Annotated in this window: 13 protein-coding genes; 4 read left to right on the top strand and 9 right to left on the bottom strand. The window is 71.9% G+C overall.

The genetic code is table 11. From position 1 onward, the window contains the following. Position 1: 1 nt before the first annotated feature. Complete coding sequence (locus ACFWUZ_RS23185; protein WP_384375944.1) at positions 2-694, bottom strand: demethylmenaquinone methyltransferase; 693 nt, start codon at positions 692-694, stop codon at positions 2-4. A gap of 291 nt (positions 695-985) precedes the next feature. Here ACFWUZ_RS23185 and ACFWUZ_RS23190 point away from each other — a divergent pair, with 291 nt between their 5' ends. Further along, the gene (locus tag ACFWUZ_RS23190) at positions 986-1,903 is read left to right on the top strand and encodes a DUF3152 domain-containing protein (RefSeq protein WP_384375947.1); all 918 of its coding nucleotides are present in this window, start codon (positions 986-988) and stop codon (positions 1,901-1,903) included. Between the two features lie 53 nt (positions 1,904-1,956). Continuing rightward, complete coding sequence (locus tag ACFWUZ_RS23195) at positions 1,957-2,277, top strand: response regulator transcription factor (RefSeq protein WP_384375950.1); 321 nt, start codon at positions 1,957-1,959, stop codon at positions 2,275-2,277. Here ACFWUZ_RS23195 and ACFWUZ_RS23200 read toward each other — a convergent pair. The 4 genes from ACFWUZ_RS23200 to ACFWUZ_RS23215 form a co-directional block, all read right to left on the bottom strand. Further along, the gene (locus ACFWUZ_RS23200; RefSeq protein WP_384375953.1) at positions 2,243-2,887 is read right to left on the bottom strand and encodes a hypothetical protein; all 645 of its coding nucleotides are present in this window, start codon (positions 2,885-2,887) and stop codon (positions 2,243-2,245) included. The two genes, ACFWUZ_RS23195 and ACFWUZ_RS23200, sit on opposite strands and share 35 nt — an antisense overlap. Before the next feature lie 7 nt (positions 2,888-2,894). Further along, a complete protein-coding gene (gene mqnC, locus ACFWUZ_RS23205) occupies positions 2,895-4,094 on the bottom strand; it encodes a cyclic dehypoxanthinyl futalosine synthase (RefSeq protein ID WP_384375956.1) in 1,200 nt (399 codons plus the stop codon). Between the two features lie 74 nt (positions 4,095-4,168). After that, positions 4,169-5,857 (bottom strand): serine/threonine-protein kinase, encoded by a 1,689-nt coding sequence (locus ACFWUZ_RS23210; RefSeq protein ID WP_384375959.1) that lies wholly within the window; start codon positions 5,855-5,857, stop codon positions 4,169-4,171. Positions 5,858-6,088: 231 nt separating this feature from the next. Beyond that, positions 6,089-6,952: a menaquinone biosynthetic enzyme MqnA/MqnD family protein gene (locus ACFWUZ_RS23215; RefSeq protein ID WP_384375962.1), complete on the bottom strand. Its 864-nt coding sequence runs from the start codon at positions 6,950-6,952 to the stop codon at positions 6,089-6,091. A 261-nt stretch (positions 6,953-7,213) separates the two neighbouring features. Between ACFWUZ_RS23215 and ACFWUZ_RS23220 the strand changes: the two genes are divergently transcribed. Then, positions 7,214-7,417, top strand: coding sequence for a cold-shock protein (locus ACFWUZ_RS23220; protein WP_019707740.1), 204 nt, complete (start codon positions 7,214-7,216; stop codon positions 7,415-7,417). Positions 7,418-7,606: 189 nt separating this feature from the next. Here the strand turns inward: ACFWUZ_RS23220 and ACFWUZ_RS23225 are convergent, their stop codons facing one another. Then, positions 7,607-9,367, bottom strand: a complete 1,761-nt coding sequence (locus tag ACFWUZ_RS23225; RefSeq protein ID WP_384375967.1) for a hypothetical protein — start codon at positions 9,365-9,367, stop codon at positions 7,607-7,609. Positions 9,368-9,802: 435 nt separating this feature from the next. Between ACFWUZ_RS23225 and ACFWUZ_RS23230 the strand changes: the two genes are divergently transcribed. After that, on the top strand, positions 9,803-10,393 hold the full coding sequence (locus tag ACFWUZ_RS23230; protein WP_384375970.1) for a GNAT family N-acetyltransferase: 591 nt from the start codon (positions 9,803-9,805) through the stop codon (positions 10,391-10,393). A 103-nt stretch (positions 10,394-10,496) separates the two neighbouring features. Here the strand turns inward: ACFWUZ_RS23230 and ACFWUZ_RS23235 are convergent, their stop codons facing one another. The 3 genes from ACFWUZ_RS23235 to ACFWUZ_RS23245 form a co-directional block, all read right to left on the bottom strand. Further along, the gene (locus ACFWUZ_RS23235; protein WP_384375973.1) at positions 10,497-10,892 is read right to left on the bottom strand and encodes a hypothetical protein; all 396 of its coding nucleotides are present in this window, start codon (positions 10,890-10,892) and stop codon (positions 10,497-10,499) included. A gap of 1,207 nt (positions 10,893-12,099) precedes the next feature. Continuing rightward, positions 12,100-13,380, bottom strand: coding sequence for a transglycosylase family protein (locus ACFWUZ_RS23240; protein ID WP_384375976.1), 1,281 nt, complete (start codon positions 13,378-13,380; stop codon positions 12,100-12,102). A 97-nt stretch (positions 13,381-13,477) separates the two neighbouring features. Continuing rightward, entirely contained in the window at positions 13,478-14,926 is a 1,449-nt protein-coding gene (locus tag ACFWUZ_RS23245; protein ID WP_384375979.1) for a CHAP domain-containing protein, read from the bottom strand. Between the last annotated feature and the right edge of the window lie 110 nt (positions 14,927-15,036).

Consider the following 15,036-nt stretch of genomic DNA (forward strand, 5'->3'; position numbering starts at 1 on the left):
GTCAGGACTTGGTGCCCCGGTGCAGCGTGACGATGCCCCCGGTGAGGTTGCGCCAGGCGACCTTGGACCAGCCGGCCTTCTGCAGCAGGGCGGCGAGCGCCGGCTGGTCGGGCCACGCGCGGATGGACTCGGCGAGGTACACGTAGGCGTCGGGGCTGGGCGACATGGCGCGGGCCACCGGCGGCAGGGCGCGCATCAGGTACTCCGTGTAGACCGTCCGGAAGGGGGCCCAGGTGGGCTGCGAGAACTCGCAGATCACGACCTGGCCGCCGGGCTTCGTCACCCGGTACAGCTCGCGCAGGGCCGTGTCGGTGTCCTGGACGTTGCGCAGGCCGAAGGAGATCGTCACGGTGTCGAAGACGTCGTCCCGGAACGGCAGCTTCGTCGCGTCCCCCGCGGTCAGCGGCAGCCAGGAGTGCTTCTTCTTGCCCTCCCGGAGCATGCCCAGCGAGAAGTCGCAGGGGACGACGTACGCGCCGGTCGCGGCGAAGGGCAGCGAGGAGGTCGCGGTCCCGGCGGCCAGGTCGAGGACCGTGTGCCCGGGGCGGGCGCCGACCGCCTTGGCGACCTCCTTGCGCCACAGGCGGGCCTGCCCGAGGGAGATCACGTCGTTGACGAGGTCGTAGTTCGCCGCCAGCCCGTCGAACATGGAGGCGACTTCGTGCGGCTGCTTGTCCAGGGAAGCGCGGGTCACTGGCGTTGGCCCCTCGGGTGCGATGCGGATCGGCTGATGCCTCCCCATCCTCTCAGGCCGGGCCCGCGGGCCCGCACCGCCCTGGAAGCAGCCCGCGCGGCGGTACGGGAAGCAGGCCGGGCACGGCGCGGGACACAGCACGAGGTCACCGCACAACTGGCCCGAAGGCCAGTTACGCGGACCGGGCCCGGCCGCGTTGACTGGCGGGCATGCGGCCCGGTGAGGGTCACCCGCCGGGTCCCGCAGGTTCGTGGTTCCGGTCAGCGGCCGCCACGAACAGAAGGCTTCACGATGCCGGCAGGCCATTCCACCGGTCGCTCCCGCCGCAGCCCGCGCGCCAGGCGCCGGGCGGAGCGGCGCAGGCGACTGCGGCGGACGCTCCTGGGTTCGGCGGCCCTGGTCGCGCTCTCGGGGACCGTCTACGCCCTGGTGCCCTCGAAGGAGACCGCCGCCGTCGCGGACGGCCGCCCGAAGGACCCGGCCCGGCCGCAGGACGGCCAGGAGGCGCCGGAGTCGGGCGCGGACGCGGCCCCGCAGGGCGGCCAGCGCTCCCCCGAGCCCACCGGCTCCTCCAGTGCCCCCTCCCCGGCCCCCTCGGCCCCGGCCGCCGCCTCCCCCTCACCCGCCGCCTCCGGCTCCTCCGCGCCCGCCGAGCCGGGCACCTTCAAGGCCTCCGCCGCCTCCGGTCAGCCGCAGGGCCAGGGACGCGCCCTGCGCTGGCGCCTGGAGACCGAGCAGGGCAGCGGGATCGACCCGGACACCGCCGCGCGGGCCGTCGAGAAGATCCTGGGAGACCCGCGCGGCTGGACCAGGGACCCGGCGTACGGGTTCCAGCTCGTCGGGGCGGGACAGCCCGTCGACTTCACCGTCAAGATCGCCACGCCCACCACCACCGACCTGCTGTGCGACGTGGTCACCCCCGAGCTCATCGGCGAGACCAACTGCCGGGCCGGACACACCGTCGTGGTGAACCTCAAGCGCTGGAAGGAAGGGTCGCCGCAGTTCAGCGGCAGCCCGGAGGAGTACCGGGCGCTGATCGTCAACCACGAGGTCGGCCACGAACTGGGCCGCGAGCACGAGAGCTGCCCGGGCCCCGGCAAGCCCGCCCCCGCGATGATGCAGCAGATCAAGGGGCTGCTCGGCTGCACGTCCAACGCCTGGCCGTACGACGCGAACGGAACCTATCTGTCCGGCCCGCGCGTCCCTTAGGCAGGGAGAGCCTGGCCGTCCGTGGCCCGGCCGGGGGCAAGGAGTGGTCTACCGTGCGCGTCGTCAGCTTCAGCGTCCCGGCATGGTTCCCTCCCGACGGGGAACCGGCCCGGCCGCAGGCCCCGCGCACGGTCCAGCTCACCGAACAGGAGTCGGCCGTGTTCCTGTGCCTGGCCACCGGCGCCTCGAACGCCGAACTCGCCTCGGAACTCCAGCTGTCCGTCAGCACGGTCAAGTTCCACGTGGTCAACATCCGGGCCAAGCTCGGCGGGATCAGCCGCCTCCAGGCCTGCCTGCTGGCGGCCCTGGCCCGGGAGTCCGCGGGCGGCGCGCCGCGCCTCAGCGACGGCGGTGCAGCAGCCGGCCCCCGATGACCGTGGCCACGCAGGTGGTCGCGCCCCGCTCCAGCAGCTCCGCCCCGTCCGCCACCGCGAACACCGCGAACCGGGCCGGGACACCGGGCTCCAGGGTGCCGTGGAAGGCCTCCGCGGCCGCGTCCCGCCCGGCGAACGGATCCAGCGAGGGCGCCCCCTCGTAAGGAGCCGGCGGCAGGACGGTGAGACCCGAGCGGACCACCGCCGTGCGCACCGCCGGGACCGTCAGGCGGCCCGTCACCGCCACCACCCCGCGGGCCAGCAGCTTCTGCGTCCCGCGCCGGGCGCTGTTGCCCCACCGGGCCTCGGTCATCTTCAGCGCGTCCAGCTCGGCCTCCCCGCTGATCGGGTCGGCGCCGAGCTCGGTGACCTCGTACGGATCGTCCGGGTAGTACGTCCGCTCCAGCAGCGCATCCGCCCCGCGCACGAGCAGGCCCGGGGTGAGGACCCCGGGCCAGCGGCGGACCCGGGCGTGCGGACAGGCCGCGCCGAGGGTTTCGTACGGGCCCACGCGGGCGATCCGGTCCCCCTCGACGAGCACCGCACCACCGGGCTGCGGTGCGGCCGCCGGGCCGGGCACGAGGAGTTCTGCGGTGTGAAGCGTCAGCACGGCCGGGTCAGTTCGTGGAGATGAGCTTCAGCTCGGGGTGTGCGGTGCCGCCCTCGATCGCGGTGGAGGAGATGTGCGAGACCACGCGGTCGTCCGCCGGGTCGTCCGCCGGGTCCTCGTGGACGAGCAGGTGCTCGTACGTCGTCGCACGCTGCGCCGGGACACGGCCCGCCTTGCGGATCAGGTCGATGATCTCCTGACGGTTGGAGCGGTGCTTGGCACCGGCGGAGGAGACCACGTTCTCCTCCAGCATGATCGAGCCCAGGTCGTCCGCACCGAAGTGCAGGGACAGCTGGCCCGCCTCCTTGCCCACCGTCAGCCAGGAGCCCTGGATGTGCGCGATGTTGTCCAGGAACAGCCGCGCCACCGCGATCATCCGCAGGTACTCGAAGATCGTCGCCTGGGTGCGGCCCTTGAGGTGGTTGTTCTCCGGCTGGTACGTGTACGGGATGAACGCGCGGAAGCCGCCCGTGCGGTCCTGCGTGTCCCGGATCATCGCGATGTGCTCGATCCGCTCCGCGTTCGTCTCGCCGGTGCCCATGAGCATGGTGGAGGTCGACTCCACCCCCAGCCCGTGGGCGATCTCCATGATCTCCAGCCAGCGCTCGCCCGACTCCTTCAGCGGGGCGATCGCCTTCCGCGGCCGCTCCGGCAGCAGCTCCGCGCCCGCGCCCGCGAACGAGTCCAGGCCCGCCGCGTGGATCCGGCGGATCGCCTCCTCCGCCGAGACGCCCGAGATCTTCGCCATGTGCTCGACCTCGGAGGCACCCAGGGAGTGGATCACCAGCTGCGGGAAGGCCTTCTTGATCGCGGAGAAGTGCTCCTCGTAGTACTCCACCCCGTACTCCGGGTGGTGCCCGCCCTGGAACATGACCTGCGTGCCGCCCAGCTCGACGGTCTCCGCGCACCGGCGCAGGATGTCGTCGAGGTCGCGGGACCAGCCCTTCTTCGTGTCCTTCGGAGCCGCGTAGAAGGCACAGAACTTGCAGGCCGTCACACACACGTTGGTGTAGTTGATGTTCCGCTCGATGATGTACGTCGCGATGTGCTCCGTACCCGCGTAGCGACGCCGGCGCACCGCGTCGGCCGCCTGGCCCAGCGCGTGCAGCGGAGCGTGCCGGTAGAGGTCGAGCGCCTCTTCCTCGGTGATCCGGCCCCCTGCGGCGGCTCGGTCGAGGACAGACTGGAGAGCGGCCTGGTCGGTCACCGGTTCGTCACCTTTCGGCGGTGTGTCAAGAGGTCCGGACCGATCCAGCCTACGCCAGGGCCCGGCGGACGGATTCAGGGGCTGCGGGTCAGATCTCCCTCGGGGTTCCCGGCCGGGCCGTCACCCGACTTGTAGTGCAGCGTCCCGTTCGCGTTGAGGGTGAAGCGCTCGTCGGCGGAGCCGCTGGAGCAGATGCCGGGGGCCGGGTTGGGACCGCCCGAGGTGTCCAGGACCAGTGAGCGGTCGGTGGCGGAGGAGAGCTTCCAGTCACCGCTGCAGTCGGTGCCGAACACCGGAAGGACCGACTTGTCCCGCGCGACGACCTCGCCGACCCTGCCGCCCTTGATGGTGATCTCGAACGCGCTCGGGACCCCCGTCCGCGCGGTGGTGACCGTGCCCTTCCAGGTGCCGACCAGCTCCCGGGGGACGTCCTGCCGGGTCCCCTTCGGAATGTCCCCGCCCGGGGTGCCGCCGGCGTCGGGGGTCGCGGACGGCGGCGTCGCGGCCGGTGCCGGAGCCGAAGTGGAGGGCCTCGCACCGCTGTCGGCCATGTCCTGTCCCCCGCCCCCCGTCCCGGGCAGCAGTCCCATCCCGTACAGCCCGCCCGAGACCATCGCCAGCACGGCGGCCGAGGCCAGGACGAGGGTGCAGCTGAAACGGCGCCCGGCGGCGGTCAGGCTCACCTGTCGTCCCTCGGGGGCGGTACGGGGCTGCGGCACCCCGCCGCCCTCCTTCGGGGCGGGAGGGCCGTACGGGCCGCCGCCGTTCGCGTACGAGGGGTCCGGCGCCCCGAACGCACCGCCGGGGGCGGGCGCGGCCTGGCCCCCGTACGAGGGGGTGGTGAAGGGGACCGGGCCCGAGGGGCTCTCCGCGGCCACCGCGTCCAGGTCGAGCAGGGCCACCGCGGCCCGGCTGGCCTCCTCCACCAGGGCCGCGGGCAGCCACCCGGGGGCGAGCAGGGCTCCGTCGAGGGACGCCGCGACCGTCTCCGGGGCCGGACGGTCCGCGGCCGTCTTGGCCAGGCAGGACCGGATCAGCTCGCGCAGCGGTCCGGCCGGGACGGCGTCGAGCTCCGGCGGCTCGTGCACCACCTTGTAGAGGAGGGTCGCCGAGTGGTCCCCGGTGAACGGCGGCCGGCCGGTCGCCGCGAAGGCGAGCACCGCGCCGAGCGAGAAGACGTCGGCCGCCCCCGTGACCCCCTTGCCGAGGATCTGCTCAGGCGCCATGTAGCCCGGCGAGCCGACCGAGACCCCGGTGGAGGTGAGCGAGGCCGTGCCCTCGGTGGCCCGGGCGATCCCGAAGTCGATCAGGCGGGGCCCGTCCAGGGCGAGCATCACGTTCGACGGCTTCACGTCCCGGTGGACGAGGCCCAGCCCGTGCACCGCCACCAGCGCCCGGGCCAGCCCGGCCCCGACCGCCCGTACGGTGACCTCCGGCAGCGGCCCGTGCCCGACCACCGCCCGGTCGAGGGAGGGGCCCGCCACGTACCCGGTGGCCACCCACGGCACCGGGGCCTCGGGGTCCGCGTCCAGCACGGGCGCCGTCCACTCCCCGCCGACCCGCCGGGCGGCCTCCACCTCGCGGCGGAAGCGGGACCGGAACTCCTGGTCGGCGGCGAAGTGCGGGTGCACGATCTTCACGGCCACGGTCCGGCCGCCGGCGCTGCGCCCCAGGTAGACCCGGCCCATGCCGCCCGCGCCGAGCCGGCCGAGCAGCCGGTACGCGCCGATGGTCCTCGGTTCGCCGGCTTCGAGCGGCTGCATGCGGTCCCCCATCCCCCGGGATGCCGGACCCCGTGCGGCCCGGCCAAGCAGCACCTTAGGGGGTGGGCCTGCCGGGCGGGCGCACGGCGGATTCCATTCCGCATTCCGCTCGGGCGAACGGAATACGAAAAGGAAGGGAATTGCCGGGAAAGGGCATATGCGCCGCAGAGGATCGTGCGGGGATCTTCCCGGCACTTCCCGGCCGGCCCCGCGGGGAGACCGGCAAAGCCGTCAGCCTTCCGGAACCGCCACCGGCAGGAGCTCGACCGCGACGTCCGTCGGGTATCCCGTGGTGGCTCCCGTACGGCGTGCGAATTCCCGTACGCCGGCCAGTTGATCGGGGCCGAAGCGGAAGTCGAGCGTCGTGAAGTACCGCTCCAGCAGCTCGGCGTCGAACGCTTCCCAGCGGGCCGCCTGTTCGGCCACCTTGGCGACCTCTTCGAGGGAGAGGTCGCGGGAGGCGAGGAAGGCCTCGTGGACCTTCTGCACGACCGCCGGCTCGCGGGCGAGGTAGTCCTTGCGGGCGGCCCAGACGGCGAAGACGAAGGGCAGCCCGGTCCACTCCTTCCACATCTGCCCGAGGTCGTGGACGGTCAGGCCGAGGCGCGGGGCGTCGTGCAGGGCGGCCCGCAGCGCGGCGTCGCCGATGAGCACGGCCGCATCGGCCTCCTGCATCATGACGCCCAGGTCAGGGGGGCAGGTGTAGTAGTCGGGCTGGACCCCGTACTGCTCGGAGAGCAGCAGCTGGGCCAGGCGCACGGAGGTCCGGGACGTGGAACCGAGGGCGACCCGGGCGCCGTCGAGGCGGTCCAGGGGCACCTGCGAGACGATCACGCAGGACATCACCGGGCCGTCGCAGCCGACCGCGAGGTCGGGGAAGGCGACGAGCTGGTCGGCGTTGCGGAGGAACTCGACGAGGGTGATGGGGGCGATGTCGAGCTCACCCTCGACCAGGCGCTCGCTGAGCTTCTCGGGGGTGTCCTTGGTCAGTTCCAGGTCCAGCAGCGTGCCGGTTCTGGCGAGCCCCCAGTAGAGGGGCAGGCAGTTCAGGAACTGGATGTGGCCGACGCGGGGCCGGCTGCGATAGACGTCCACATCGCGAGACTAGCCCTCGGAACTCCGTACGCCTTCCAGCGGGTCTCACGTCAGCCTTCCGCCGAAGCTCAAACGTCCGAGTGACGTGATCTTTCCCTCTGGTCTCGGCCGCAGGGTGCATGCTAGGCTCGTCCGCAAGTTGCAGTTTGGTTTCCCTTGCAGTACGAGGCCTGCGGAGAATGTGACCCGCGGGCTTTTGTAGTTTTCAGACTTCTTAGCAGGTTCTGGAGCAGGGCGACCCTTTGGCCCATAGGAGGGCTCATGGCTACCGGAACCGTGAAGTGGTTCAACGCTGAAAAGGGCTTCGGCTTCATCGCCCAGGACGGCGGCGGCCCGGATGTCTTCGTCCACTACTCCGCGATCAATGCCTCTGGCTTCCGCTCCCTGGAGGAGAACCAGACGGTGAACTTCGACGTCACGCAGGGCCCGAAGGGCCCCCAGGCGGAGAACGTCACCCCGGTCTAACCGCCTGGGCCAACTCTCGCGGTTGGATATGCAGTACCCAAGGAGCCCTGTCCCCTCTGCGTCAGCAGAGCGGCAGGGCTCCTGCCTTTTCCCCGTCGCGGGACTGCCCGGGCCGGCCGCATGACGGAGCCGCCCCCGGCGCCGTTGGCACGGCGCCGGGGGCGGCTCGCTCGTCCGCTCGCGGACGGCCTACTTCGAAGGGTCCTTGGCGGGATCCTTCGACGGCTCCTTCGCGGGGTCGGTCGCGGGGGCCGTCGCCGGGGCGGTGATCTTGATTTCCAGGACCAGGGTCACGCCCTGCGGGGTGGTCAGGCGCAGGAAGTACGTCCCCGGAGCCACGTCCTCGGTGAGGAGTTCCGGTACGGCGATCTTGCCGTCGGCCCCCGTCACGGGCAGCTGCAGGCTGAAGAGCTTCTTGCCGCCCTCACCCTCGAAGTACGGGCCCTTCGCGGTCGCCGGGTCCACCGGGACCCACTTCCCGGCCGCGTTCTTCTCGACCAGGCCGGCGGTGGTCTCCGTACCGGCGACGGGCTTGCCCGCGGCCGTCGCCAGGACCTCGATGCCCGTGAGGTTCTTGCCGGCGACCGTCTCCAGCGGCTTCGTACCGCCGGTGCGGGCCAGCAGGTCCGCGGAGGGCAGCGGCTTCGGGGTGACGGTGCCCGTGAACGTCACCGTCCGCACGCTCGCCTTGCCGTAGGCCGAGGCCCGCAGGGTGAACGAGCCGGCTTCCGGGCCCGCCGTCAGTCCGGCCGCGGCCGCGACGCCGTCGCTGTCCGTCTTGACCACCACCGAGTCCTTGGACCCGGCGAAGGTGGTGCCCGTGGTGTCTCCCTCGACCGCGAAGACGATCTCCTGGCCGGCGGCGGGCTTGCCGTCGCTGAGGAGCGCCCTGACCTTCGGTTCCCGCGCGAAGTCCGACCCGGCCTCCGCCGTGAGCCCCGGTGCGCCGAGCAGCTCCAGCACGGCGAGCTGCGGAGCCGGCTTCTCCGGCTCGGTCGGCGGGGTGGTCGGGGGCGTGGTGGGCGGCGTGGTCGGGGGCGTGGTGGGAGACGTCTTCGGCGGGGTGGTGGGGGGAGTGGTCGGCGGGGTGGTCGGCGCCGGGCTGACCGGCTGCCGCGGCGTGACCGGCGGCTGCGGGGTCGGCATGGTGTTCGGCGGCGGGGTCGGGTAGTTCCCGGCGGGCGGGTTCGGCACCTCGGCGGCGCCGCCCTCCTGGTACTGCCGCATGTAGCCGAGCACGGTGTTCACGTACTCGCGCGAGTTGTTGTAGCTGAGGATCGCCGCGTCCAGCTTGGCCGGGTCGCTGAGATCCTTGTCGCCGGCGCACAGGTAGAGGCCCGCTCCCAGCGTCGCGTCGTAGATGTTGTTCGCGTCGCGTTGGCCGTCCCCGTTGCCGTCGGCCTTCCAGGTGGCCCAGGTGGAGGGGATGAACTGCATCGGGCCGAACGCCCGGTCGTACTCGGTGTCCGCGTCCCACTCGCCCTTGTCCGTGTCCAGGATCTTGGCGAAGCCGTTGCCGTCGAGGCGGGGACCGCGGATCGGCCGCTCGGTGGAGCCGTCGGCCTTGAGCCCGTAGCCGGAGGCGTGCACCGACTCGACCCGGCCGATGGCCGCGAGCAGCTGCCAGGGCAGTTTGCATCCGGGGAGCGCGGCCGCCACCGACACCTCGGCGCGCTGGTAGGCGGAAAGGGCAGTCCCGGGTATCCCGGTGGCCCCTTCGGGTGCGGCCGTCCCCGCGGGCACCTGCGGGTCGGCGACCGTCTCGGGCAGATCCAGCCGGGCGTCTCCGCGGTCCGTGGCCTGCGGGCTGTCCGGGGTCGGCCCGGACTCGCCCGCGTCCGCGGTCGACGGCGTGGTCGCGACCGCGGCCGTGGTCAGGCTGGCCGCGAGCGCGGCCGTGCACAGGACCTTGCGTGAGGTACTGACGAGGTGACGGTGAAGCGGCTTCACAGTGCGGCGATCCCCCCAAGGCGGCTGTCGACGTCGACAGCCGGACGAGCCGTGAATATCCCCTGTCTATCAGGTATTCGGATACGACTCGCCGTCGCCCCGGGAGATGTGACGCACCATTCGTCTCGGCTTCACCCGACCCTCACGACCGGACGGGCTCAGAACCTCGAACCCTGCCCGGATCACCCCAAAGACCGCCGCTTTACCCCTACTTCTACTCCCCTCCCTACGCCGGAGTCCATGACGACCACCAGATGGCGCGACCAGCGCCGGGACCTGAGCGGCGAACCGGGCCGGATCGGGCGCCGGCGAAGCCACCGGACCTCGCCGACCGGACCTCGCCGACCGGGCCTCGCCGTCCGGGCCTGCGGACGGCTGCCTCCACCCGCCGGATATCACAGGACGGCGGACCGGCCGGGCGGAGAGAATGCGTCCATGCCTGATCACGACGGGGCCCCTTCCGCTCCGGACTTCCTCACCAAGCCCACCCTGAACGGCGAACTGGTCCTGCTCCGGCCGGTCACGGTCGACGACGTGCCCGCGCTCTGGCCGATGTTCCTGGACGCGGAAGCCATGCGGCTGACCGGCAGCCATGACGGCGAACCCGACGAGGCCGGCATACGGGCCTGGTACGACAGCCGCGGCGACCAGGACGACCGGCTGGACCTCGCCGTGGTCGAACGGGCGACCGGGAAGGTCGTCGGCGAGGTGGTCCTCAACGAGTGGGACAGCGGGAACGAGAGCTGCAGCTTCCGCATCTGCCTCGTACCCGGCACCTTCGGGCAGGGCCTGGGGACGGAGGCGACGAGACTGATCGTCGGCTACGGCTTCGAGCGGCTCGGCCTGCACCGCATCTCACTGGAGGTGTACGCCTTCAACCCGCGTGCCCACCGCGTCTACACGAAGGTCGGCTTCGTGCCCGAGGGCGTCCAGCGTGACGCTCTGCTGTGGGAGGGCGAGCGCGTGGACGCGGTGACGATGTCCGTCCTGGCGCCGGAGTGGTCCCGGCACCGGGGGCGCCCCTGACCGCGGCGGGGCCGGGCCGCCGGACCGGCTGCTGATTCCGCCCGCGTGAGGGTGCCGGCGTACGACACGGCGGCCCCGGCCGAGGCCGAGGCACACCGTCGTTTCACTCCGACTGCGTCTGGGCTTGGGCCTGGGCCTGGGCCTGCCCCTTGATGTGCGCGATCACCTCACCGAACTCCTTCGTCGGCGAGAAGTCCACGTACTCACAGTCCTCCAGCGCTTCGGGCACGTGGCCGGACGGCCAATAGAAGGCCTCGCCCGCCTCGTAGACCTCGTCCCCGTGCTTCGTCCGCATCTTCAGCCGGCCTTTGAAGAGGTACCCCCAGTGGGGGCACTGGCACATGTCGTCGGGCAGCCCCTTCACCGCCGGCGCCATGTCCGTGCCCTGGGGCAGCCGGACGAACGCGACGGTCATGCCACCCCCGACCTCCCGCATGCGCAGCTCCACCCCGCCGCCTTCGATCGCGACAGGAGCACCGTCGCGCGTCGTCGCCACCATGACTCCTCCGCATCCGGCCCACCGAAGACCTCGGAACCTCGGGACCCGGGGGCCTGGGGAACACCACCCCTCCAGCCTGTGCCCGAAAACGACACCCCGCGACACGGGGCTGCGGGCTGCGGGCTGCGGGCTGCGGGGGGCGATCGGCTTCGGGGGACCTGTTACCCCTTGGCGGGATCAGGGAGGGTTTGGGGGTTTCCCGCCAGTCCTATCGTCTCTCCGTGGCGGGGCGGGCCCTCAAGGGCGCTCCTTCGTCGCGTCGCTTCGCGATGGCCTTCGGCCCCCCTTGACCGCCCGCCCCGCCACGGAAAGACAGGACCGACGGGAACCCCCCAAAAAGACGCTCACCGGGGACGGGACAGAGGAGCGGGGCGGTCAGCGTTGCAGGGCCTGGCCTCCAGTGGCCCTTGCCGGAGCCAGACCTCGACCAGATCATCGGCAGGATCGGGGAGCGCATCAACATCCCGCCCTCTACTTCATTGCTTGGCGTCTGCGACCCGTCTGGGGTTGGATACAGGCCGCGATCGGTTGGGTGGGTACGGCACGTTGCTGGCGTCTGCGGTCCGTCCGGGGTTGGACGTGGGCCGCCAACGCTCCGGGGGGTGGGGCACGTCGTTCGGCGGCTGCGACCTGTCTGTGGCTGGATGACGGAGTCTGATGCCGGACGTCTTGGTCTTTCACTCCGGCAGGGCGGTATCCATCCCACACCCGCCCTCATGGCTGGACAGTCCACCCGCGCGCGCGTGAGGGGAGCGTGCGGCTGACTGCTGGCGGCCTATGTCCAGCCCCAGGCGGGTCGCAGACGCCGAGCGATGGAGTGGGGGTGGGAGTTGCTGCGCTCCCCGATCCTGCCGGTGATCTGGTCGAGGTCTGGCTTCGGCAAGGTCCCTGGAGGTCAGGCCTTGGGTCCCTGGCCGCCCCGCTCCTCCGTCCCGTCCCCGGTGAGCGTCTTTTTGGGGGGTTCCCGTCGGTCCTGTCTTTCCGTGGCGGGGCGGGCGGTCAAGGGGGGCCGAAGGCCATCGCGAAGCGACGCGAACGCAGTGAGCGCCCTTGAGGGGCCGTCCCGACGCGGAGAGACGATAGGACTGGCGGGAAACCCCCAAACCCTCCCTGATCCCGAGAAGGGGTAACAGGCCCCCGAAGCCCAACCCCCACCGCCCGCCGCACCGGTCGGTGCGGCGGGCGGGCGTAGTGGAGGGGGGTGGGGTCAGTTGCGGGTGACCAGCATCTGGGCGTCGCCGTTGGGCATGCCGGCCAGGGCGACCTTCTGGGAGCCGAAGCCGGTGTTCCACCAGCCCTGCCAGGAGCCGCTCGCGTACCGGGCGTTGTGGTAGGTGGCGCCGCCCTGGGCGGTGGCGAGGATCTGGGTGTCGCCGTTGGGCATTCCGGTGATGGCGACGCTGCTCGGGGAGGTGATGCCCTCGACGGCGCCCCAGCCCTGCCAGTGGCCGCTGGCCAGGCGGATGTTGTGGTACGCCTTGCCGTCGTTGCCGACCGCCACCAGCTGGCTGTCTCCGTTCGGCAGTCCGGCGATGGCGATGCTGCCGGCCTGGAACGTGGCGGCGGTGCCGGTGCCGGCGACGGCGTTCCAGCCCTGCCAGGTACCGGCGACGGTGCGCAGGTTGTGGTACAGGTTGCCGTCGTTGCCCACGATCAGCACCTGCATGTCACCGTTCGGCAGCGCGGCCGCGGCGATCCGCTGGGCGCTCCAGTCGCCGATCGGGGCCCAGCCCTGCCAGGAGCCGCTCATGAAGCGGGCGTTGTGGTAGATCTTGCCGTCGTTGCCGATCGCCATCAGCTGGGCGTCGCCGTTGGGCATGCCCGCGATGGCCTGGCCCTTCGCACCGAACCGCGCCGCGCCGTCGTAGCCGGGGAGCGCCTCCCAGCCCGTCCACTGGCCGTTCGTGAAGCGGGCCTGGTGGTACAGGTTGCCGTCGGTGCCGGTACCGAGCACCTGCGCCGAGCCGTCCGGCGTGGCGGTGATGGATTCCTGCGAACCGTTGAAGAAGGGCGCGCCGTCGAAACCGTCGAGCGGGTTGAAGCCCGTCCAGGTGCCGTTGGGCTGGCGTATCGAGTGGTAGAAGTCCCCGGCCTGGCTGACGGGGGTGGTGTCGGCCGGGTACGGGTCGGCGTGGTCCGCGGCCAGGTTGGCCTTGACGGCGCAGCCGCCCCAGGCTCCGGCGCCCTGTCCGGCGAGGATCTTCTCGGCGATGAGGATCTGCTGCTTCTTGGTGGCCTGGTGGGGGTAGGCCGCGTACTGCTTGCCCCCGAAGGCGTCCCAGGTGCTCTTGAGGATCTGCAGGCCGCCGAAGTAGCCGTTGCCCGTGTTGATGCTCCAGTTGCCGGTGCTCTCGCATTGGGCGACCTTGTCCCAGGTGGCGACGGAGGCGGCTTCCGCCGAGCCGACGGAGAGGGCGGAGAGGCTGAGGGTGACGGCCGCGGTGGCGATGGCGGCGGCGAGGCGCGGGCGGCGCGGGGTGCGGGACATCGGAGGTCTCTTCTCTGGATCTCTGGACACGGGAGAGGGCGGCGGCCCGGGGGGGGCCGGCCCGCCTGAGCGGCGGGCCGGCCCGGGGCGACGAGGGCTAGTTGCGGGTGGCGAGCATCTGCGCCTCGCCGTTGGTCAGACCCGCGATGGCGACCTTCTGGGCGCCCATGCCGGTGTTCCACCAGCCCTGCCACTGGCCGTTGGAGTAGCGGGCCGAGTGGTACGCCTTGCCGTCGTTGCCGACCGCCAGCATCTGGGTGTCGCCGTTCGGCATGCCGGTGATGGCGATGCTGCTGGCCGCGAAGCTCGGAGCCCCGCCGAAGCCGGCCACCTTGGCCCAGCCCTGCCAGTGGCCCGCCACGGTGCGGATGTTGTGGTGGACGGTCCCGTCGGCGGTGGTGGCCAGGAACTGGGCGTCACCGTTCGGCATCCCGGCGACGGAGATGTTGGCCGCCTGGAGGGTGGCGTCCGTGCCGACACCGGACACCGCGTTCCAGGCCTGCCATTCGCCCTGCACGGAACGGATGCTGTGGTAGACGTTGCCGTCGTTGCCGACGATGAGCACCTGCATGCTGCCGTCGGGCATCGGAGCGGCCGAGATCTTCTTGGCGGACCAGGTGCCGACCGGCGCCCAGCCCTGCCAGGAGCCGTTCTGGAAGCGGGCGTTGTGGTAGATCTTGTTGTCGTTGCCGATCGCCATCAGCTGGGCGTCGCCGTTCGGCATGCCGGCCATCGCCTGGCCCTTCGCACCGAACTGCGCCGCGCCGTCGTAGCCGGGGAGCGCCTCCCAGCCCGTCCACGTGCCGTCCGGGAAGCGGGCCGTGTGGTACAGGTTGCCGTCGTTGCCCGTGGCCAGCGTCTGGGTCGAACCGTCCGGGGTGGCGGCGATGGATTCCTGCGAGGCGTTGAAGTAGGACGCGCCGCCGAAGCCGTTCAGCGCCTGGAAGCTCTCCCAGTTGCCGTCGGGCAGGCGGGTGGCGTGGAAGATGTCGCCGGCCTTGCTGACCTGCGGCGCGGGGGTCTCGCTCAGACCGGCCGGGCCGATGAAGGCGAGGGCGCGGCCGGCGCCGACCGGGGAGGTGTGGGTGCGCCAGTTGAACCAGCCGCGGAAGCGGACGCCGCCGCTCTCGTTGCCGCCGACGGTCTGGATCTGGTCACCGGAGACGGCGACCACGATGTTGACGTGGTTGGCTTCGCCGTCGTTCAGGTTGCCGTCGTTGTCGTAGAGGACCGCGTCACCGACCTGCGGGGTGCTGTGGAGGGTGCCCTTGTTCTTGCCGTACTCGTAGAGGCTGACGGCCCGTGCGTCGATGCCGGTGACGTTCGCGCCGGCCTTGTTCCAGACCCAGCGGGTGAATTCGGCGCACCAGGCGCTGGGGTGCTTGCAGTTGTAGTCGCCGCAGGTGTTGCCGACCTCGCCTCTGGCGATGGAGGCCACGGCCTGGGACTCGGCGTTGGCCAGGCCGGCGGGCAGGACGGCCATCAGGGGTGCGGCGACGAAGGCGGCGAGGGCGATGGACAGGGTGCGGGTACGGCGTGCGGACATGATGCTCTCCAGAGGCATGGCGGCCCCGGGCATCAGGGCCGAAACGGTGTGGCGGGAAGGTGTTGCGAAGCTGGGATCCGCCCGTGGTGACGGGGGCGGGGAAAGGCGGG

This window comes from Streptomyces sp. NPDC058646 (genome assembly GCF_042716875.1).
Lineage (GTDB): Bacteria > Actinomycetota > Actinomycetes > Streptomycetales > Streptomycetaceae > Streptomyces.

Bases quoted from the DNA above. Each gene is read 5' to 3' on its own strand.
- ACFWUZ_RS23235 (WP_384375973.1), bottom strand. From the start codon at position 10,892: ATGGTGGCGACGACGCGCGACGGTGCTCCTGTCGCGATCGAAGGCGGC.
- ACFWUZ_RS23230 (WP_384375970.1), top strand. From the start codon at position 9,803: ATGCCTGATCACGACGGGGCCCCTTCCGCTCCGGACTTCCTCACCAAG.
- ACFWUZ_RS23245 (WP_384375979.1), bottom strand. From the start codon at position 14,926: ATGTCCGCACGCCGTACCCGCACCCTGTCCATCGCCCTCGCCGCCTTC.
- ACFWUZ_RS23210 (WP_384375959.1), bottom strand. From the start codon at position 5,857: ATGCAGCCGCTCGAAGCCGGCGAACCGAGGACCATCGGCGCGTACCGG.
- ACFWUZ_RS23190 (WP_384375947.1), top strand. From the start codon at position 986: ATGCCGGCAGGCCATTCCACCGGTCGCTCCCGCCGCAGCCCGCGCGCC.
- ACFWUZ_RS23220 (WP_019707740.1), top strand. From the start codon at position 7,214: ATGGCTACCGGAACCGTGAAGTGGTTCAACGCTGAAAAGGGCTTCGGC.
- ACFWUZ_RS23240 (WP_384375976.1), bottom strand. From the start codon at position 13,380: ATGTCCCGCACCCCGCGCCGCCCGCGCCTCGCCGCCGCCATCGCCACC.